Here is a 20,315-nt window from a genome sequence, read left to right on the forward strand (position 1 = left end):
ATACTCTAAATACCGGTGCTTAATCAGCCGTTAAAGCGTTTGAACGCAAGCGTGCCGTTGGTGCCGCCGAAACCGAATGAGTTGGAAATGGCTGCACGGATGGGCAGGTCGCGGGCTTCGTTGGCGCAGTAATCCAAATCACAGCCGCCTTCAATGTCTTGCTCGAAGATATTGATGGTGGGCGGTGATTTTTGATGGTACAGCGCCAACACGGAATACACGGCTTCCACACCGCCGGCACCGCCGAGCAGGTGGCCGGTCATGGATTTGGTGGAATTAACCACCAGTTTTTTGGCGTGCTCGCCGAAGGCAAGTTTCAGCGCAGTGGTTTCGTTGGCATCGCCCAGCGGGGTAGACGTGCCGTGCGCGTTCACATAATCAATGTCGCTCGGATTGAGACCGGCATCTTTCAGGGCGCGGGCCACGGCCAAGGCTGGGCCTTCGGCATTCGGCGCGGTAATGTGGTGCGCATCGGAGCTCATGCCGAAACCGGCCAGTTCGGCGTAGATTTTCGCGCCGCGTTTTTTGGCGTGTTCGTATTCTTCCAGCACCAGCACGCCGGCACCTTCGCCCATCACGAAGCCATCGCGGTCTTTATCCCACGGGCGGGAAGCAGTCGCGGGGTCGTCATTGCGGGTAGACAACGCTTTCATGGCGGCAAAACCGCCCACACCAAGCATACACACCGCGCCTTCGGCACCGCCGGCCACCATCACGTCGGCATCGCCGTATTGAATCATGCGGGCGGCATCGCCGATGCAGTGCGCACCAGTGGTACAGGCAGACACTATGCCGTAGCTGGGGCCTTGATAGCCTTTAAGGATGGTAACGTGGCCGGCAATCAGATTGATCAACGAGCCAGGAATAAAGAAGGGGTTGATGCGGCGCGGGCCGTTTTCGTGCACCACGATGCCGGTTTCCTCAATCGAAGGCAAGCCGCCGATGCCGGAACCGATATTCACGCCCACGCGGGTTTTATCCAAGGCGGCGTAGTCATCCAGCCCGGCGTCGGCCACCGCCTGCAAGGCAGCGGCGATGCCGTAGTGGATAAAGGCATCCATGCGGCGCGCTTCTTTGGCGCCGATGTAATCGCCGATTTGAAAATCTTTCACTTCGCCGGCAATTTGGGCGCTCAGTTCGCCCGCGTCAAAACGGGTAATCCGGCCAATGCCGCTCACGCCGGCCAACAGGTTTTGCCAGGCATCGGCCACGTTGTTGCCCACCGGGGAAATCTGCCCCAGCCCGGTTACCACCACTCTTCTCTGACTCATGATTGTTTATCTATCCTTCGGCCTGCCCGAAAGCAGCCGCAATAACAAAAACCCCTGCCCTTGGCGGGAAATGCGCCGGGGCAGAGGCTGATATTCTGCTGTTAAACCTGCTGCCGATTAGTTGGAGCGGGAAGTAACGAAGTCAATGGCTTGTTGAACGGTAGTGATTTTTTCAGCTTCTTCATCGGGGATGTCGCAGCCGAAAGCTTCTTCCAAAGCCATTACCAGCTCAACCACGTCCAGAGAGTCAGCGCCCAAATCTTCGCTGAAAGAAGATTCGTTTTTCACTTCGCTTTCGCTCTTACCCAATTGTTCGGCAACGATTTTCTTCACACGTTGTTCGATATTTTCCATTGCGGGGTCCTTGTCCTTAAATAAACGGGGAAAAATTTTAAAGGTAGTTCTCTAAAAATGGCATTGTAACGGATTTATATGCGTTTTGCTATCCATGCCCTGCAAAGATTTTGAGGCTACCTGAAAATAACGGTGCGCATATTAGCATAGCGCACGGCCTTTGCAAACTACGCCAAAAAGCCGATATAAACAGGCAATAGCAGGCATCTGCCTTTATAGTGAAATTTCAGCAACTGCTGCAGCATTAGCCAGCCCGATATCCGCTGCCACTATTCCGCTATTTGCATACTGTTTGCCGCAAAAACACCAACACAGCAGCCAGCTCGGCGGCCACTTCTTCCTGCGAGGCATTGCCCGCATGCCCGCCGGCTTCGGGAGCGTAGAGGCGGCTATTCACGCCGATTTCACGCAGGCGGGCGTGGAATTTGAGCGCATGGGCGGGATGCACACGGTCGTCGCTCAGATTGGTGGTGATGAGGGCGGGCGGGTAGGTTTGGCCATCGTACAGATTATGGTAGGGCGAAAGTTTTTTCAGGTAGCCTCTATCCGGCTCGGCATCGGGATTGCCGTATTCTTCCTGCCACGAAGCGCCGGCTAAGAGGTGCGGATAGCGCAACATATCGGTGAGCGGCACTTCGCACACCATGCCGCCAATACTCTGCGGCGCGGCACAATAAGCAGCGGCGCATACTAATCCGCCGTTGCTGCCGCCCTGCAACACGATGCGTTCGGGTGCAGACAAACCGCGCGCGGCCAAATCCTGCGCCACGGCCACCAAATCTTCCACGCTCTTATGTTTGCGTGCCGCGCCTTGGGCGGCAGCGTGCCAAGCCGGGCCGAATTCGCCGCCGCCCCGTATATTGGCCAACACAAACGCACCACCCTGCGCAAGCCAATGCCGGCCGATGATGCCCAAATAATGCGGCAGTTCCGGCACACCGAAGCCGCCGTAGGCATACACCAGCGCGGGCGCGTCCGGCTCACCACCGCCCACGTGATAATACGGAATGCGCTCGCCATCGGCCGACACCGCGTGCAACTGCCGCACGCTCAACCCCTCCGGATCAAACTGCGCAGGCTGGCGACGCATCACACACCACTCCTGCCGATGCAGATCCAGCGTATAGAGCGTGAGCGGGGAAAGGAAGCTGCTGGCCGCGATATACAGCACATCGCCGCCCCAAGGCTGGTCGGCAAACTCCAGCACTCCCGCTCCCTCCAGCGGCAGTTCGGGCACTTCGGCCGGCTGCCACTGCCCCTGCTGCAAACGCCAAGCCTTGAGGCTACCTGAAACATTATCCAGCAAGGTAGCCGCCACAAAATGGCGCGTGGTTTCCACGCCCTCCACCGACTGTCCCGCCTGCGGCGCAAACAGGCATTGCGCCTGCCCCAGCACGCCCTTGTTCAGCTTCACCGCCACCAGGCTGCCCGCCGCATAGCTTTGATTGGCCCGCAGCCAGTCGTGCTTGAGCAACACCAGCAGCCAGCCGCCCAAATAACCGCAAATTTCGCAAGTTTCAGGCAGCCCCAAAGGCAGCAGCACTCCGTCGGAGGCTACCTGAAAATATCGGCGGCTGAAAAAGCCCGTGCTTTCTTCCAGCAAATCCAGCGGCGCACCCTGCGCATCCAGATAACGCCAAGCGTGCACCCACACCGACTCCGCCGCCGTTTGCAGCAGCGGCTGCGCCTCCTCGAAGCTCTGCCCGCGCCGCAACAGCCACGCCTCGCGCGGATAGCCCGAAGCCGTGAGCTGGCGCTCGTCCCAAGCCGGGCACACCCACACGCTGTCTTCATCACGCCAGGCAATATGGTTTTTGCCCGCCGGAAAGTGAAACCCGTTGGGCACCACTTGGCGCGTTTCCAAATCGAATTCCAGCGTAAACGCCGCATCGCCGCCGCCCGGGCTGAGCGAGAGCAACACCCGATTCGGCTGCTCCACATAGTGCGACACGCCGTCTAAATACACATCCTCGCCCAGCACCTCATCGAAATCCGCCACCGAAAACAACACCTCCCATTCCGGCAGACCGGCACGGTACGAAGCCGCGCTGCACACGCGGTACACGCCCTTTGAAAACTCCTCGCTCTGATAAAAGTGATACATCCGCGCGCGGTGCTCCTGGCAAAACGGAATCTGCTGCTCGTCTTGCAACACCTCCAAAATATCGCGGCGCAGCGGCTCGTAATCCGGCCGGCTCTCCAGCCAGGCTTGCGTTTGCGCATGTTCGGCAGCGGCAAAAGCAGCGGTTTCGGGAGCATTGAGATTTTCAAACACGGCATAACGGTCGGCAGACATTTTCAGGTAGCCTTTGGCGGGTGGTTTCGGAAGGCGGGCATTGTAGCAGTATTGGCGAGAAGGAAAGAGAAAGGCTACCTGAAAAGTGTACCGTGATTTTAACTACATTAGCGGTTCGCGCTTTCAGGTAGCCTTTGTCCTGCCGCTTGGTGTTACACGCGGCGGATGCTGTCTTTGTAGTGTCCGGCGCGTTCGCCGCCGATCAGACGCGGGCGGCTGGCCAGGGCGCAGACGTGGGCGGCGCCCAGTTCGCGCTGTTGCGGGCGCAGGGGGATTTGCACGTGTTTGATGTGCATACCGATGGAGGTGTCGCCGATGTCGAGCCCGGCGTGGGCGGTGATGAATTCCACTTCCACCGGGTCGCGCATATATTTGAAGGCAGCCAGCTGCGCACTGCCGCCTGCGTGCAGGCCGGGCAATACGTTCACGATTTCCAGCCCGTATTTTTCGGCCAACTCACGCTCCACGGCCAAGGCGCGGTTGATGTGCTCGCAGCCTTGCACGACGAGGTAGATTTTGCGTTCGTTCAGGATGTCGAGCAGGGTTTTCACGATCACTTCGCCCACTTCCTGATTGGAATTCTTGCCGATGCGGCCGCCGATCACTTCGCTGGTAGAAAGGCCGAGCACGAAAATCTGCCCTTCGCCGATGGCGGATTGGTGCAGTATATCAAGCGCAAGGGCGCGGGTTTGTTCGGCTAATTGGGTTAGATCCATGAGATGCCTCCTTCGTTGTGTTGCCGCACTCTAAATTCAGCGGTCAGAGAGATTCTAACAGCTTCGTGCGGCGGCGGTTTTGATGGAGGCTAAGATACGGCTCGGCGGTTGGCAAAAGGCTACCTGAAATTTCAGGTAGCCTCTTTTCCTTTCCTGCCCACTGGCTATTCTTCCTCCCCGCCCAGCTCTTTCACCAGCCGCCGTTCATACACGGATTGCGCCAGCGTGCCGGCGTCGATGTATTCCAGCTCGCTGCCCAGCGGCATGCCCTGAGCCAGGCGGCTCACTCGGTAGGGCAGGTTTTTGAACAGCTCGGCCAGCACATAGGCGGTGGCGTTGCCTTCGGGAGTGAAGGCGGTGGCGATGATCACTTCTTCCACTTCGCTCTCTTGCAGGCGGGCAACCAGTTTGTCGAGCGCGATATGCTGCAAATCCATGCCCTGCGCGGGGCTGATTTGCCCCATGAGCACGAAATAGAGGCCGTCGTGGCAATGGGCGGCTTCCATGCCGGCCACGTCGGCGGGCAGGTGCACAATCATCAGGCGGCGGCCGTCGCGCGCGGGGTCGGCGCAGATGGCGCAAAGCTCGCCTTCGCAGAAGGTGTTGCACAGGCGGCAATGCTGCACGGCGGTGAGGGCATGCTGCAGGGCGGCGGCCAGCTCGGCAGCGCCTTCGCGCTTGTGGCGCAGCAGCTCGTAGGCCATGCGGCGGGCGGATTTGGGGCCGACGTTGGGCAAAACTTCGAGGGCTTGGGTGAGGCGGGTGAAGGCGTCGGTTTTTTTGCGGGTCATAGTTTGGGTTTCAGGTAGCCTGCTCACTCTTCCGGGTCGGTATGCAGGTAAGACAGGAATTCTGTGAACGAATCGGCGATTAGGATGGTGTTTTTCACGAAGTTGGCTTCCGTGCTGATGTTATCGCTCCACACGTCACGCACATAGTAGTAAATCCTGCCGCTGTTTTTGTGCAGGCAAATGTAGTTGCCACCCCAATCAAAGGCGTAGGGGATTAAGTCGGGCGGCACTTCCATTTTTCCCCATTCGTTTACCGCCCTGCCTTCCAAGGTAAAGTCGGGGTCGTCACCAAAATCGCGGACGTATTTGACGGCAATGAAATCTCTGATTTCGATATAGTCGTAATCGATGTTTGGGTTTTCAAATATAGGTTTGTTGGGTGTGCCGCCGTTCCACTTCAGATAGTGCGCCTTAAAGTCTGCGGGGAAGAAGACCCCTAATTTGTTTTCCACTTCCCGAATTTCTTGTTCGGAAATATTTTTTTCGCAATCGTGAAATTCCAGCATTTTTGTGCCGCCTCCTGAATCAATCGGTATGTTTTCAGGTAGCCTTTCTTTGGTCAGGCTACCTGAAATCCTGCGGCTATTCGCTGGCTTCGCTGCTGTCTTCCGCTGCGGCCGGGCTGTCGGACGAGGGTGGGGGCGGCAGCAGGTTGTTGAGCGTGAGGGCGGCGGGGTTGAGCGTGGGATGTCCGCTGAAGGAGGCACTGTAGCCGCCGGTGCTGTTGCCGCGGATGGTGGTTTGCACGCCCAACGGGAAGGTGGCGAGGTCGCTGATGTGGCCGAAGGGAAAGCCGGTGAGCACGGGGATGCCGCTGATGCGGCGCAGGGTGCGGATCACGCTGGAGAGGTCGTAGCCGCCGTCGTACACGTCGCGCGCGCTGCCCATGCGGAAGTTGCCGAGCACGATGGCCTGTTGCCGTTTGAGGATGCCGGCCAGATGCAGGGTTTGCAGCATACGTTCGAGGCGGTAGGGCTGTTCGCCCACGTCTTCGAGGAAGAGGATGCCGCCTTCGGGCTGCGGCAGGTAGGCCGAGCCGGCCAGGGAGGCAATCACGCTGAGGTTGCCGCCCCACATGGTGCCGTGCAGGGTGGGCACGTTGGCGGCCTGTACTTCCGATACTTGAATGCTCAAATCGGCGCGGGTGCTGCCGTCGATAAAGGCTTGCATGGTGTATACCGAGGGCTGGGCTTTGCCGAAACCGCTATAAAGCATGGGGCCGGCAAAGCTGCACATATTGCCTTGGGCGAGCAGGGCGAGCTGGATGGCGCACACGTCGCTGAAGCCGAAAAGCTGGGTGCCGTGTTCGCGCATACGTGCGCCAAGCGATGGCCAGTCGATATGGGGCAGCAGGCGTACTGCGCCGTAGCCGCCGCGCATGCCCATCAGCACTTGCGGGGTGGGTACTTTGCCGGAAGCCACATCTTGGAAATCGGCGATGCGTTCGGCATCTGTGCCGGCAAACCGCTGGCTGCGGCGCTCCACGGCCTGCTGGTTGGTGATGGTGAAGCCGGCGTTATACAGGCGCAACAGCCCGGCCTGCGCCTGTTCGGCTCGGGGCGCGAAGCCGGAAGGAGCTACCACGCGCAAGGTGGTGCCGCTACCGCTGCGGGCGGGGCGTGCCGGTGTATTGCCGCTGCCGGTTCTGTTTTGGTTGGACGGCGATACGGGCATCGCCGGCGTACTGCACGCCTGCAACACGCCTGCCCCGGCCAGAGTGGCGGAGGCGCTGAGAAAACGGCGGCGGGAAAGATGGGGGAACAGCATGACGGGTTTCCTTAATTCGGTTGAGGTGGTGTTGGGAGCAGGCAACCTTGGGGCTACCTGAAAGCGTTTATGCCAAATCAAATTCTTGTTTCATCCGCTCTTGTTCTTTTTCGCTGAACAGGCAGATGCACAAAGCCTGGCAGTCGTATCTGCTCCAGCCGTTTTGTGCTTCAAAGTCAAACAGGGCTTGCGACAGGGCTTCATTATTGTCTGCCACATTGCCGAATGCGGCTTGGAGCGTTGCCGCAGCCACCGGCTCGGGCGTGTCGATCAGCATAATGCCACAATGATCGGCCAATTTTAAAGGCTCGGATAACGGCAAGGTGAAGTAGGTTTTGCCGTTCCAATCCTGCAAAACAAGTTGGTTCTCGCGCACGGCAAAGAATGCGTCCGTGCCGAGCAGATACCACAAGTTTTCATATTCGCCCTCAATCGCATAATCTGCAAATTCTTGATGGAATTCGTTGAGGAAATTGTCTTGGCCGTTATCAAACAAAATGAGCGAGCCGGGCGAAATCGTCAATAAATACGGCTGTTTCAGCATAACTTTTCCATTCCATCATTCACAACAGATACTGCCGTTAAAGCAAACCTGCGATAGCGGTTTCAGGTAGCCTTTACATTGGGCAGGCAGGCATTATACCAGCCCGTCTGTTTCTTCCTCCTTAGCCAACAGCTCGGCCACCTGCCGCTGCCAGCCTTCCGGCAGCTCGGGCACGGCTTCGCGGCGTGGCGCAGCCCAAATCGAATCGGGGAAAAACGCATCGTTTTCAAAGCGGGCAATCACATGCCAATGCAGGTGCGGCACTTGGTTGCCGAAGCTGGCCAGATTGATTTTAACCGGGTGCAATACCCGACGCATCGCCGCTTCGGTGCGCCACACCGCCGCCATCATTTCCTGCCGCTCTGCTGCAGGCAAATCCGTCATCTCGGCCACATGGTCGCGCCAAATCACGCGGCAAAACGCGGGTGCGGCGGGCGTGTCGTTTACGGCAATCACACGCAGGCGGCTGTTTTGCCACAGCACGGTTTCATTTTCGGCACGGCACAGCGGGCAGGAGGCGGGCATTTCGGTTCCTTCAAGGTGGTTTAACGAATCGGGACAAGGGTATAGCACGGCGGCGGGTTTGCCAAGTGGAGCGACAGAAAGGCTACCTGAAAGCGCAGCTTCAACGAAGTTAAAACGAAATCTTGGCGAAGCCAAGGCTAAGTTTCTGCGAAGCTAAAGCGCCGCTTCAACGAAGTTAAAACCAATGCCAATCCTCTTTCAGGTAGCCTTTACCTCGCCCGCCGGATTGGCTATATTCAAGCTATAGATTCCTTCCTACTGCGTTGGCTCGCCTTGTGGGAAGAAATCATGATTTTAGCCATATTCCCCCTCCCAAGGATTTCCCCATGCGCTTCTTCCACCGCCAGCAGCAATCGCGCCACCGCACCGTGCGGCTGGTGGTGTTCTATGTGCTGGCACTGATCGGCACAGTCGCCATCACTTCCGCCGGGCTCGGCAGCCTGCCGTTTTTGTTCGGCGCCAAAGTACAGCACAGCCTGTGGTGGTACTACCTGCCGCCCGCCCTGTTTGTGTGTGCGCTCACCATCGGTCTGAGCCTGCACCGCCTGCGCGAGCTGCGGCGTGGCGGCGAAGCGATAGCCAAGCGGCTGGGCGGCGAGGCCTTGCAACTGACCGATGCCACCTTTGCCGAACGGCGGCTGCTCAACGTGGTAGCGGAAACTGCGCTTTCCGCCGGCCTACCCACCCCGCCGGTGTACCTGCTGCGCCGCGACGGCAGCATCAACGCCTTTGCCGCCGGCATGAGCCCGCGCAGCGCCGTAATCGGCGTTACCCAAGGCGCCATCAACCTGCTCACGCGCGACGAACTGCAAGCCATCGTCGCCCACGAATTCAGCCACATCCGCAACGGCGACATGCGCCTAAACTGCTACCTGGCCGCCTGGCTGCACGGCCTGCAGGGCATCGCCAGCAGCGGGCGCTATTTCCTCTACGGCCGTGACAATGAACATTATCTGGAATACCGCCGCCGCAAAAATGTAGACAACCATCCTTTCGACAACGGCGTGGAAATCGTGATGCAGTCCCTGCCGCTGCAAGCCCTTGGCGTCCTCCTGATTGCGCTTGGCTCGGTAGGCAGCGTGTTTGCCCTCTGGCTGCAGGCCGCCGTGTGCCGCGAGCGCGAATTTATGGCCGACGCTTCTGCCGTGCAGCTTACCCGCCAAACTGCCCCGCTGATCGAAGCCCTGCGCAAAAGCGCCCGCACCGCCTCCTGCCGCCTCGCCTCCCCCGAAGCCCACGAATACGCCCACCTGATGTTCGGCCGCATCCGCCCCGGCGGCCTCGCCGCCACCCACCCGCCGCTCATCGAACGCATCCGCAGGCTCGATGCCGCCGCCGCACGCCGACTGGCCGGAGAACTGGCCGACGACGACAGCTTCGCCCTGCCTTCCCCCGTTCATCTCAGCTTCGCCGCCCCGCAACCGATGAGCGCCGAAGCAGAAGAAGCCGAACACCTCTACCGCCATCGGCAGGCCCTGATGCAGGCGCGCATCCACCGCCACCGCCCGTCCGCCCCGTATCTGCCCCTGCAAGCCGACTGGCAGGCCGCCGCCTACGATGGCGAATATGCCTCTGCCGCCCTGCTCTGCCTGTTTCAAGTGCCCGCCCTGCCCGCCAGCTGCTGGCACCAGGCCGAACACAACGGCGGCATCAGCCCCTTCGTTTGGCAGCAGCTTGCCCGCTTACAGCAGCATCCCCTGCTGCCCAGCACCGAGCTGCTCGAACACCTCCTGCCCGCCCTCGTGATGCAAGAAGACCATGTCCTGCAAGCCCTGCTCGACCAAATCCGCAACCGCTTCCGCCAACACGGCACCAACCTCGAGCAAACCTACCTCTGGCTGCTGCTCAAAGCCTATCTCGCCCCTACCCCGCCGCCCGGCCGCCTCACACAACACCCAGCTGCCGAAGCCCTAACCCGCGCTGCCGAGCTCTCGCCCAAACAACTGCAAACCGCCGTGAAAGGCGCGCTGCTGCTCACCGAGCCCGCCAAAATCGCCCTGCTGCGCCCCCTTGCCGCTACCCTCCCCGTTCGCCGCCCCCTGCTCTGGCGCTACCTCTGCGTGCGCCTCGATGTCGGCGCCTGGCACTTCGGCCTGGCTGGCAGCAAAAGCTAAAGGCTACCTGAAACCTCTCTGCTGCCGTTTTTCAGGTAGCCTTCAGCCAAACGAAAACACATCCCAAAAGGAAAGCCATGAAACGCCTGCCCGCTCTCCTCTCCTGCCTTTTCCTCCTTACCGCCTGCCAGAAAGACCCCGCCATGCCCACCGCCGCCTCCAGCCCGCAGCCTCTGCAAACCAGCGAACCACAAACCAGCGAGCCGCAAATTACCGAGCCGCGAACCAACGAAGAAATCCGCGCCACCGCCGAAAAATTCCTCGCCCAATACCGCTATCTCGATGCCGCCTCCTGGGCATACGAACTCCAACAGCGCGGCGTGCCCCTGCCGCCGCACCTGCAGGCCGTGCTGGACGAAATGCACTACGACCCCGAAGCCCCGCTCTCCACCGGCAGCATCTTCGCCCTCAGCCCGCAGCAAATCGCCCGCCTGCAACCCAAAGCCGAAAACGGCGACACCGCCGCCGCCATCCGACTCTCCCAATACTACCGCATGGCCTCCGGATTCACCCCCGAAGACCAACGCCTGGCCGCCTACTGGGAAGCCAAAGCCGCCGGCGCCAGCCAAGCGCAATAAAACCACAGGCAAAAAAAGGCTACCTGAAACGCAACGCAGCAAGGTTTCTGCGAAGCTAAACTTTCAGGTAGCCTTTGTTTTGTTCAACCCGGCACACAGCCGGGCTGCCGGTTCGGGCAATTAGAATTTCACGCGCACACCGGCGGAAACTTCGTGGGAGTCCACTTTCACGCCGTCGAATTTGCCCCAGTAGTTGTAGCGGTAGCCTGCATCCAGAGCAATATTCTGGGTGATGTCGTAGCCCACGCCGGCCACGATGCCGACGCCGGTTTTAGTTTCGCGGTGGTGATAGTGCTCGGTGTAGCCAGTGCCGTTTTCAGTGGTGTCGAACGATACGCGGTTAAGCGCTACGCGACCGCCCACATAAGGTTTCACCGGAGCATTCAGGTCGAAATCATAAATGGCGGAAACACCGAAACTTTGGAATTTGGCTTCGGCATCATAAGTGGTCGAGCTGCTGATTCGGCCGCTTTCGCTGCGGGATTTGTAGTGCGTATAGTCGGCAGCCACGCGGAAGTTGCCGAAATCATAACCGGCAGAAAGGCGCGGGCTGAAGCCTTTGGCCGTGGCGCTTTCGCCATAAACCTTGCCTTTTACCGAAGCATGGCCCAGGTCGCCTTGAACATAGAAACCTTGGTTGTCGTCAGCCAAAGCGGCGGCAGGAACGGCAAGGGCAATCAATGTAGCCAGAATTTTTTTCATGTTGCGTTTTCCTCATAGGAATAAAGATTATTTGAATAACCGGCATACTTTTAGGAAAGCTGCCGGCAGCCGGATTGTATGGTGTTGCAGCGATATTAACAATCTTTAAAACATTCTAATGGCAGATTGTCTGAGCTTTTACCACAACCTTGACCAAGCTCGCCCATAAAAAGGCTACCTGAAACGCAATGCAGCAAGGTTTCTACGAAGCTAAATTTTCAGGTAGCCTGCTCTTATCCAAACAGCTTACAGCACGTACCGCGCCAAATCTTCCTGTTCGGCTACTTCGGCCAGCCGCTCGTCTACATAGGCGGCGGTAATTTGCGTGATGCCTTGCGGGGCGTGGAAAGATACGTCTTCCAGCAGTTTTTCCAGCACAGTGTGCAGGCGGCGGGCGCCGATGTTTTCGGTTTTCTCGTTCACTTGGAAGGCGATTTCGGCCAGGCGGGTGATGCCGTCGGGAGCGAAATCGAGCTCTACGCCGTCGGTGGCCAGCAGGGCTTGGTATTGCTTGGTGAGGCTGGCGTCGGTGCTGGTGAGGATGGCTTGGAAGTCTTCCACGGTGAGGCTGCTCAATTCCACGCGAATCGGGAAGCGGCCTTGCAGCTCGGGAATCAAGTCGCTGGGTTTGCTTAGATGAAAGGCGCCGGAAGCGATGAAGAGGATGTGGTCGGTTTTAATCATGCCGTATTTGGTTTGCACGGTGGTGCCTTCCACCAACGGCAAAAGGTCGCGCTGTACGCCTTGGCGCGACACGTCGCCGCCGTGCCGGTTGCTGTCGGCCGCGATTTTGTCGATTTCGTCGAGGAACACGATGCCGTGTTGCTCCACAGCGTGCACAGCCTGCTCGCGCAGTTCTTCTTCGTTAATCAGTTTGGCGGCTTCTTCGTCCAGCAAGAGCTTCATGGCGGCCGCTACTTTGATTTTGTGCGGTTTGGTGCGGCCTTTGCTGAGGTTGGCAAACATGTCTTGCAGCTGGCTGCTGAATTCTTCCATGCCGGGCGGGCCCATCACTTGCATGGACGCGGGGGAGGCCTGGCTCAGTTCGATGTTGATTTCTTTATCATCCAATTCGCCCCGGCGCAGCATTTCGCGGAATTTTTTGCGAGTGTGGCTTTCGGGCTGCGGTTCGGCCGGTTCGCCTTCGAAGCCGGTTTGCGGCGGAGGCGGCAAGAGCGCGTCGAGCACGCGATTTTCGGCAGCATCTTGGGCGCGGTCGCGGTTTTTACGCACAGCCTGTTCGCGCAAATTCTTCAGGGCGATTTCCATTAAATCGCGCACGATGCTGTCCACATCACGCCCCACATAGCCCACTTCAGTAAACTTGGTGGCCTCGATTTTGATAAACGGCGCATTGGCCAGCCGCGCCAAACGGCGGGCAATTTCGGTTTTACCCACGCCGGTGGGGCCGATCATCAGGATATTTTTCGGCACGATTTCGCTTTGCAGCGGCTCGGCCACCTGGCTTCTGCGGTAGCGGTTACGTAAGGCCACGGCCACGGCCTTTTTGGCCTGCTGCTGGCCGATGATGTGCTTGTCCAGCTCATGGACGATTTCTTGCGGGGTCATCACGGAAGTGCTCATAAAACGGCTCCCAAATAGCTTGATCAAATATAGGGCGGATGAATTTAACTTTAGCCACGGCGGCTTGGAATCGAAAGGCAATCTAATCCGCCATCACGAACAGCAGGCAAATGGCACCGCTGCTGCGAAAATCAAGGGCAGCTGACTAGTTTGCCCGAGAGTTTGGTTTCAGGTAGCCTGTTGGCGTAGCATCTACCAAGAAAAAGGCTACCTGAAAATACGGCGCAACCCCGCACCCAAAGCGAGCCGCTTGCGGCATACCGTCCACCCAATACCACGGTAAAACGGTATTTTTTCAACAAATGCTTGCGCCCGTATGGCAAATTACCCTAAAATCCGCTGTTTTCTTATTGATCAAATTTCCCGAAGGAAGAAGGAATAATAATATGGTAGTTATCCGTTTTTCGCGCGGCGGCTCCAAGCATTCTCCGTTTTTTAACATCGTGGTAGCCGATTCACGCAACCGTCGTGACGGCCGCTTCATCGAGCGCGTTGGTTTCTACAACCCCGTAGCCAACGAAAAACAAGAACGCGTACGCCTGAACACCGAACGCCTGAACTACTGGGTGAGCCAAGGCGCGCAAGTGAGCGACGCCGTTGCCCGCTTGGTAAAAGAGCAGCAGAAAGCCGCTTAATCCCGGAATACCCGCCATGAGCCGAAGCCAAGACAACTGGGTAACCATGGGCTATGTGAAAGGCGCTTTCGGCATCAAAGGCTGGGTAAAAGTAGCCGCCGATACCGAATATGCCGACAGCCTGCTGGACTACCCTGTATGGCAGCTGAGCAAAGACAGCGTTTCCCGCAGTTATACGTTGGAAAACGGCCAGGTGGCCGGCGATGAATTGCAAGTAAAATTCGCCGAAATAAGCGACCGTGATGCCGCACAGCTGTTGCGCGGCTACACCATCGAAATCAAACGCAGCGATTTTGAGCCCGCTCGAGAAGGCGAATACTACTGGGCAGACTTGGTCGGCTTGACGGTGCACAACCGGCAAAACGAACTCATCGGCACAGTAAACAGCCTGATGGAAACCGGTGCACATGATATTTTGGTGGTGGATGGTGAGCATGGCCGCAAACTAATCCCGTTTGTCGATCACTACATCGACAATGTGGATTTGGAACAAGGCAGCATCATTGCCGACTGGGGCTTGGATTACTGATGTATATCCAAGCCGTTACCCTGTTTGGCGAGATGTTCCGCAGCATCACCGACTACGGCGTAACCGGCCGCGCCCTGCAACGCGGCTTATGGCATTTCAACAGCATCAACCCGCGCCAGTTTGCCGATAACAAATTGGGCTACATTGATGACAGACCTTTCGGCGGCGGCCCAGGCATGATTATGATGGCCGAACCACTCCAATCGGCAATCGATGCTGCCAAAGCGCAGCACAACGGTAAAGTGGTTTACCTCAGTCCGCAAGGCAGCCCACTCACACATCAAAAAGCAGCCGAACTGGCTAAACTGGACAGTTTGATTTTGGTGTGCGGTCGCTACGAAGGCATCGACGAGCGTCTGCTGAGCAGTGCCATCGATGAAGAAATTAGCATTGGCGACTTTGTAGTATCTGGCGGCGAATTGCCGGCCATGATGCTGATGGATGCGGTGTTAAGGCTGATTCCAGGCGTGCTGGGCGATGCCGACTCAGCCGGGCAGGATTCTTTTGCCAACGACCTCTTAGACTGCCCGCACTACACCCGCCCGATAAAATTTCAGGGCATGACCGTGCCCGCTGTATTGCGCAGCGGCAACCACGCCCTGATTGCGGAATGGCGCTTAGAACAAGCGTTGCGCCGCACCCTGCAGCGCCGACCAGACCTTTTGGCCGGCCGCGCATTAACCCCAGAGGAATCTAGGCTCCTGCAGAAAATTCAGCAGGAGGAACGAGATATCCCATCATAAACTTAAGGACTATAGCAATGAACTTGATTCAACAGCTCGAACAGGAAGAAATCGCCCGTTTGAACAAAACCATCCCCGAATTCGCTCCCGGCGACACCGTATCCGTTTCCGTGCGCGTAACCGAGGGCAACCGTACCCGTCTGCAAGCCTACGAAGGCGTGGTAATTTCCCGCCGCAACCGTGGCCTGAACAGCAACTTCATCGTGCGCAAAATCTCTAGCGGTGAAGGCGTGGAACGTACTTTCCAGCTGTATTCCCCCAACGTGGAAAAAATCGAAGTGAAACGCCGCGGCCACGTTCGCCGTGCCAAACTGTACTACCTGCGTGGCCTCACTGGTAAAGCTGCCCGCATCAAAGAAAAACTGTCTGGCCGCAAACTGGAAGATTAATCTTTGTTGTTATCGAAAACCTGCCCGCTGCGGCAGGTTTTTGTTTGCGACTTGACTCTCCAATTGTTTTGTCTTATGTATAGGAGTATTGGAATAACACAATGAATACAAATCACAATACTGCATAATAAAAGACTGCCTGAAAGTTCAGCTTCGTAGAAACTCATAAACCTATTCTGCAGCGCCCATTACCTTTGTTTTCGCGAAACTCACCCCATTCATTTTCAGGTAACCTATACGCAACCACATGCCACCATATTCCCAGCTTGTTGCTTACACGCCGCCTTTTACCTTTGCGCCCATCAGCCCGCTTTTTCAGGTAGCCTGTTTCCACTTAAAATAATGCCCTTTCACTTCACCGCTTTTGCACCATGACCACACAAATCGGCATTGATTTAGGCACCACCAACTGTCTCGTCGCCCAATTCATCAATGGCGAAACCCGCCTGATTCCCAATCGGCTCGGCCACACACTCACACCTTCCGTGGTAAGCGTGGCGGACGACGGCACAATACTGGTGGGGTTGGCCGCACGCGAGCGGCTGCGCACCGCCCCGCAGGCCACCGCCTCCGCCTTCAAGCGCTTCATGGGCACCGACAAAATCTTCCGGCTCAACGGCAAGAAATTCCGTGCCGAAGAACTTTCCGCACTGGTGCTGCGCCAGCTTAAAGAAGATGCCGAAGCCGATTTGGGCGAAGAAGTGCGCGATGTGGTGATTACCGTGCCGGCCTACTTCAACGCCATCCAGCGCCAGGCCACTCGCAACGCCGCGCAGATGGCCGGGCTCAACGCGCTGCGCCTGCTCAACGAACCCACTGCCGCCAGCTTGGCCTACGGCCTGCAGGAAAAGCCCGACGACACCCGATTTTTGATTTACGACCTCGGCGGCGGCACGTTCGACGTATCCGTGCTCGATTATTTCGACGGCGTGGTGCAGGTATCCGCCAGCGCGGGCGACAACCACTTGGGCGGTGAAGACTTCGTGCAGGTGTTGCGCCAGCTTTTTCTGGCCAAATGCAAAGAATTGAGCGACGAAGAACGCGCCCGCCTCGCCGACAGCAGCGAACTGTGGCAGGCTTTGGAAACCGCCAAACGCAGGCTCGGCGAAGAAATGCAGGCCGAAGTGCAGGTGAACGTGGGCAACCGCATGGCCGCCGCCGCGATTACCCGCCAAGAGTTCCAAGAAGCCGCCAAACCGCTGATGGCGCGGTTGCGCCAGCCGTTGGAACGTGCACTGCGCGACGCCAAGCTGCACCCGAGCCAAATCGACAGCATCATTCTGGTGGGTGGCGCCACGCGGATGCCGGTTGTCCGCAACACCATCGCCCAGCTGTTCGGCCGTATTCCCAAAGCCTCGGTCAATCCCGATGAGGCCATCGCGCGCGGTGCGGCGGTGCAGGCCGCCCTGCTGGCGCGCGACAGCAACGTGGAGGAAGTGGTGCTCACCGATGTGATGCCCTTCTCGCTGGGCGTGGAAGTGTCCGAACAGCTGCCGGACGGCAGCGTCACACACGGCATTTTCAGCCCGATTATCGAGCGCAACATGCCCGTGCCCGTATCGCGCGTGGCCGGCTATTCCACCATGAACGACCGGCAAACCGCCATCACGCTTCGCGTGCTGCAAGGCGAATCCGTGCTGGCCAACGAAAACCTCGAGCTCGGCCAGCTCGAAGTGCGCGTGCCGCCGCGCCGCGCCGGTGAAGTGAACATCGACGTGCGCTTCAGCTACGATGCCAACGGCCTGTTAGACGTGGACGTGAGCAACGAAGACCTCAATATCAAAGTCAACCAAACCTTCCGCCACAACAGCATCAACCTGAGCGAAGAAGAAGTGCAGGCCGCGCTCGAACGCCTCGCCGCGCTCAAAGTCCACCCGCGTGAGCAGCAGGAAAACATCTACCTGCTGGAAAAAGGCAAACGCCTGTATGAAGAATACCTCGGCGAACGGCGCCAGGCCATCGGCCGCGCCGTAATGCAGTTCGAGCGCACGCTGGAGAGCCAAGACGCCAACGCCATCCGCCACGCGCAAAAAGAATTCGGCGAATTCCTGCGCCACTTCGACGGCGGCTGGCTGCTCTAGGGCTACCTGAAAACCGCCAACCGGGCATTCATGCCCAAACCCGCACGGAAAACAACAAGCAGGCTACCTGAAAACGAACAAAGTGGGTTTCGCTATAGTGAATTAACAAAAACCGGTACAGCGTTGGCTCGCCTTGCCGTAACGTGTGTACTGTCTGCGGCTCGCCGCCTTGTCCTGATTTTTGTTAATCCACTATAAAACCCACACCCCCTGTTTTGGCGAAACTCGCCTTGCTCGTTTTGGCGAAACCCACTTCGTTTTCAGGCAGCCCCCACACCACACCGGAACCCATCATGGATTGCTGGCACATCCTGCAAATCGAGCCCACATCAGACGAACGCGCCATCAAACGCGCCTACGCCAAACTGCTGAAAACCACCCGCCCCGACGACGATGCCGAAGGCTATCAGCGCCTGCGCGAAGCGTTTGACGAAGCCCTCGCCATCGCCCCCTATCTCGCTGGCGAAGCCGCGCCAGAATGGTCGTTCCCGGCAAGCGAATGGCTACCTGAAAACGAGCAGGGCGAGTTTCGCCAAAACGAACGAAGTGAGTTTCGCCAAAACGAGCAAAGCAGATTCGGCCAAGCCGATTCCCATCATGCTTTACCGCCTTGGCAGGCCGGCAGCCACGACGAACACCACACCTACCGGTTTTCAGGTAGCCCTAATCCCAATACGGCCGAAAACGAAAGGCTACCTGAAAACGGAAATCTGCCCGAAGCAGACGAACTATTTTCAGGTAGCCCCCACCCCTACGGCAGCGACCCCTGCGCCGCCCTGCTCAGCAATATCGAAACTTACTTCACCCGTGGCGGTGCGGCCGAGCTCGAAGCCGCCTGGCCGCACATCCGCGAACAGCTCGAGCAGCTGCCCCTGGGCGAAACCGAAAATGCCTCCCGCCAATTCGCCGACTTCCTGCGCACCCACCAAATCGACGACTGTATGCTGTGGGCGCAATGGTCGGATTACTTTGGCTGGCACCATCCCGACTTCCGCAACAACATCTTCACCCCGGCCGAGCTAGAACAGATCAAGGAATACCGCAGGATAGCGGCCAAGCTGGCCAAACATCGTGCCAAACCGCAGCACCCACACTCCTTCGTTCCGCCCATCGGCCAGGCCGCAACACAGCTGCTGACGCAATGGCGGCAGTGGTTCAAGCAAGGTGGTAGTGAAGAACTGCTGCGCCGCTGGCCAGAAACCAGCCGGATGCTCGACAATGCACCGCCACAGGAACATCGTGATGTGGCCGCAGCCTGCCTCGATTTTCTGCACCACAACCAAATCCGCCACCCACTCTTGTGGGCGCACCTGGCCGACTACTCCGGTTGGACGCACGCCTTCTTCCAAGAAGTGCGCGACCCGGAAGGCTTGGCGCGGCTGGAAGAATACCGCCGCACCGCCGACATCATTCATCTGTTCGAGCCGGAAGCTGCCGGGCCGGACGAAGACGGCAGCAAGCCGGAAAAGCGCCTGCCCGTATCCGCCCTATTCGCCCGCTTCCTCGGCACACCCCCCGGCCTGATGCGCCGCCTGTTTGCCGCCTTTGCCGCCATGCTGCTGTGGCCGGAATTGTCCGACGAAGCCAACCGCCGCCAACGCCTGCTGCTGCACACCTACCGCCCGGCCGTACACAAGCGCTATGATTTCTGGCACGGCTGCCGTATTGCCTGGGTGGTTATCTGCATCCTAGCAGCCGTGATTGGCAGCTTGGCCGCAGGAGGAAGCCCGAATGGCGGTATTGACTTACTTGCCGACTTTATGTTGGTGGTAGTCATCCTGGCTGCCATGCAGGTTGTTTATGCTGTGGGCAGCAGCAATATTTATTCAGCCTTAGAGTCGCTCAATCCCGGCTTGGGTGAAAGTTTTAATCATTTCAAATACCGCACAGGCTGGGGCAAAGCCATACATTTACTGCTTTCTCCGGCCATCCTCGTGCTTTTTGCCCCTGTGCTGCCCGCTGAGCCTTGGTGGAATATCGGCTACCTTGCCGTCCTGTTGGCCTGTTGGACATATTATTTTTGGCATCTTGAAGAGGACACGGCCGGCTGGAGCACCAGCAATCTCTGCTTGCTCGGCCTCGCCTTCCTGATTTTCTCTTTTCCTATACCGAAAGGTTATGGCCGCTATATCTTGGCTGCCACGCTGCTTTGGCTCAATGGCAACTTCTATCTGCTGTTTGACCGCCCCGCCTGGTTGGACAAAATCGAGCGGCTGATTCGGCAGGCGCTCAGTTTGCAAACCCTCCAACGACTGCCGTGGCAGTTGCTATTGCTAACGGGTGTGGCCAGCTTGGGTGGTTCGATACTGTCCGGCAATCAGTTGCTCGGTTTAACCATACTGCTCCTGCCATGGCGCATCATTTTTGCCGCTTTGCTGTGGCTATTGCTGCTGCCCGTACACACTGCACGGCTGGCCATGCAGGAGAAAAATGGTGTATTGCTGGAAATCGGCACCGGCGCAATCATGCTGCTGGCTCTGTTGAACTGGTCCAATCTCAGCCCGTATCCCGACAACCTGCTGCTGTTCTACCCCGCCATACTGCTTTCGATCCTGCTGCGCCGTATGGTGCTGTGGCTGATATGCCGGTTGCTGAAAATCGGAGCTAAGGCTGTCTGAAATACAACAGGCTACCTGAAAACCGCCCCGCCCGTTTTTCAGGTAGCCTCCATCCCACCCGCTACACCTCCCTAACCA

General features: G+C 58.2%; 19 protein-coding genes. 8 read left to right on the top strand and 11 right to left on the bottom strand.

Annotated elements, in window-relative coordinates:
• Positions 1-23: 23 nt before the first annotated feature.
• The 9 genes from fabF to CKV94_RS02960 form a co-directional block, all read right to left on the bottom strand.
• On the bottom strand, positions 24-1,271 hold the full coding sequence (fabF, locus tag CKV94_RS02920; protein WP_003824919.1) for a beta-ketoacyl-ACP synthase II: 1,248 nt from the start codon (positions 1,269-1,271) through the stop codon (positions 24-26).
• A gap of 117 nt (positions 1,272-1,388) precedes the next feature.
• Complete coding sequence (gene acpP, locus CKV94_RS02925) at positions 1,389-1,625, bottom strand: acyl carrier protein (RefSeq protein WP_003824915.1); 237 nt, start codon at positions 1,623-1,625, stop codon at positions 1,389-1,391.
• Positions 1,626-1,902: 277 nt separating this feature from the next.
• Positions 1,903-3,927 (bottom strand): prolyl oligopeptidase family serine peptidase, encoded by a 2,025-nt coding sequence (locus CKV94_RS02930; protein ID WP_035581302.1) that lies wholly within the window; start codon positions 3,925-3,927, stop codon positions 1,903-1,905.
• Positions 3,928-4,073: 146 nt separating this feature from the next.
• Positions 4,074-4,637 (bottom strand): TIGR01440 family protein, encoded by a 564-nt coding sequence (locus CKV94_RS02935; RefSeq protein WP_003824910.1) that lies wholly within the window; start codon positions 4,635-4,637, stop codon positions 4,074-4,076.
• Between the two features lie 164 nt (positions 4,638-4,801).
• A complete protein-coding gene (gene recR / locus CKV94_RS02940) occupies positions 4,802-5,428 on the bottom strand; it encodes a recombination mediator RecR (RefSeq protein WP_035581300.1) in 627 nt (208 codons plus the stop codon).
• A 23-nt stretch (positions 5,429-5,451) separates the two neighbouring features.
• Positions 5,452-5,934 (bottom strand): SMI1/KNR4 family protein, encoded by a 483-nt coding sequence (locus CKV94_RS02945; RefSeq protein WP_003824905.1) that lies wholly within the window; start codon positions 5,932-5,934, stop codon positions 5,452-5,454.
• A gap of 76 nt (positions 5,935-6,010) precedes the next feature.
• Positions 6,011-7,195 carry an LD-carboxypeptidase gene (locus tag CKV94_RS02950; protein ID WP_035581297.1) on the bottom strand — a complete coding sequence of 395 codons (1,185 nt, stop codon included), beginning with the start codon at positions 7,193-7,195 and terminating at the stop codon, positions 6,011-6,013.
• Between the two features lie 67 nt (positions 7,196-7,262).
• Positions 7,263-7,739 (bottom strand): hypothetical protein, encoded by a 477-nt coding sequence (locus CKV94_RS02955; RefSeq protein WP_003824903.1) that lies wholly within the window; start codon positions 7,737-7,739, stop codon positions 7,263-7,265.
• A 93-nt stretch (positions 7,740-7,832) separates the two neighbouring features.
• Complete coding sequence (locus CKV94_RS02960) at positions 7,833-8,264, bottom strand: HIT family protein (RefSeq protein WP_003824902.1); 432 nt, start codon at positions 8,262-8,264, stop codon at positions 7,833-7,835.
• A 326-nt stretch (positions 8,265-8,590) separates the two neighbouring features.
• Here CKV94_RS02960 and CKV94_RS02965 point away from each other — a divergent pair, with 326 nt between their 5' ends.
• Both CKV94_RS02965 and CKV94_RS02970 read left to right on the top strand, forming a co-directional pair.
• A complete protein-coding gene (locus tag CKV94_RS02965) occupies positions 8,591-10,378 on the top strand; it encodes a M48 family metalloprotease (RefSeq protein ID WP_003824901.1) in 1,788 nt (595 codons plus the stop codon).
• A gap of 77 nt (positions 10,379-10,455) precedes the next feature.
• Positions 10,456-10,956 carry a hypothetical protein gene (locus CKV94_RS02970; RefSeq protein ID WP_035581293.1) on the top strand — a complete coding sequence of 167 codons (501 nt, stop codon included), beginning with the start codon at positions 10,456-10,458 and terminating at the stop codon, positions 10,954-10,956.
• A 120-nt stretch (positions 10,957-11,076) separates the two neighbouring features.
• On the opposite strand, the gene CKV94_RS02975 is transcribed toward CKV94_RS02970, so the two are convergent.
• Positions 11,077-11,658, bottom strand: a complete 582-nt coding sequence (locus CKV94_RS02975) for an opacity family porin (RefSeq protein WP_003824899.1) — start codon at positions 11,656-11,658, stop codon at positions 11,077-11,079.
• 246 nt (positions 11,659-11,904) lie between these two features.
• Entirely contained in the window at positions 11,905-13,242 is a 1,338-nt protein-coding gene (gene hslU / locus CKV94_RS02980) for an ATP-dependent protease ATPase subunit HslU (protein ID WP_003824898.1), read from the bottom strand.
• 386 nt (positions 13,243-13,628) lie between these two features.
• Here hslU and rpsP point away from each other — a divergent pair, with 386 nt between their 5' ends.
• From rpsP to CKV94_RS03010, 6 genes are all read left to right on the top strand, one after another.
• On the top strand, positions 13,629-13,877 hold the full coding sequence (rpsP, locus tag CKV94_RS02985) for a 30S ribosomal protein S16 (protein ID WP_023887900.1): 249 nt from the start codon (positions 13,629-13,631) through the stop codon (positions 13,875-13,877).
• A gap of 16 nt (positions 13,878-13,893) precedes the next feature.
• Positions 13,894-14,406, top strand: coding sequence for a ribosome maturation factor RimM (rimM, locus tag CKV94_RS02990; RefSeq protein WP_035581287.1), 513 nt, complete (start codon positions 13,894-13,896; stop codon positions 14,404-14,406).
• Positions 14,406-15,149 carry a tRNA (guanosine(37)-N1)-methyltransferase TrmD gene (gene trmD, locus CKV94_RS02995; RefSeq protein WP_003824893.1) on the top strand — a complete coding sequence of 248 codons (744 nt, stop codon included), beginning with the start codon at positions 14,406-14,408 and terminating at the stop codon, positions 15,147-15,149. The genes rimM and trmD overlap by 1 nt, the downstream gene beginning before the upstream one ends.
• Before the next feature lie 17 nt (positions 15,150-15,166).
• A complete protein-coding gene (gene rplS / locus CKV94_RS03000; RefSeq protein ID WP_003824892.1) occupies positions 15,167-15,538 on the top strand; it encodes a 50S ribosomal protein L19 in 372 nt (123 codons plus the stop codon).
• 371 nt (positions 15,539-15,909) lie between these two features.
• Positions 15,910-17,619 (top strand): molecular chaperone HscC, encoded by a 1,710-nt coding sequence (locus CKV94_RS03005; protein ID WP_003824890.1) that lies wholly within the window; start codon positions 15,910-15,912, stop codon positions 17,617-17,619.
• Between the two features lie 293 nt (positions 17,620-17,912).
• Entirely contained in the window at positions 17,913-20,237 is a 2,325-nt protein-coding gene (locus CKV94_RS03010) for a J domain-containing protein (RefSeq protein ID WP_003824888.1), read from the top strand.
• The last annotated feature ends 78 nt before the right edge of the window (positions 20,238-20,315 follow it).

The sequence above is a fragment of the Eikenella corrodens genome (assembly GCF_900187105.1).
Lineage (GTDB): Bacteria > Pseudomonadota > Gammaproteobacteria > Burkholderiales > Neisseriaceae > Eikenella > Eikenella corrodens.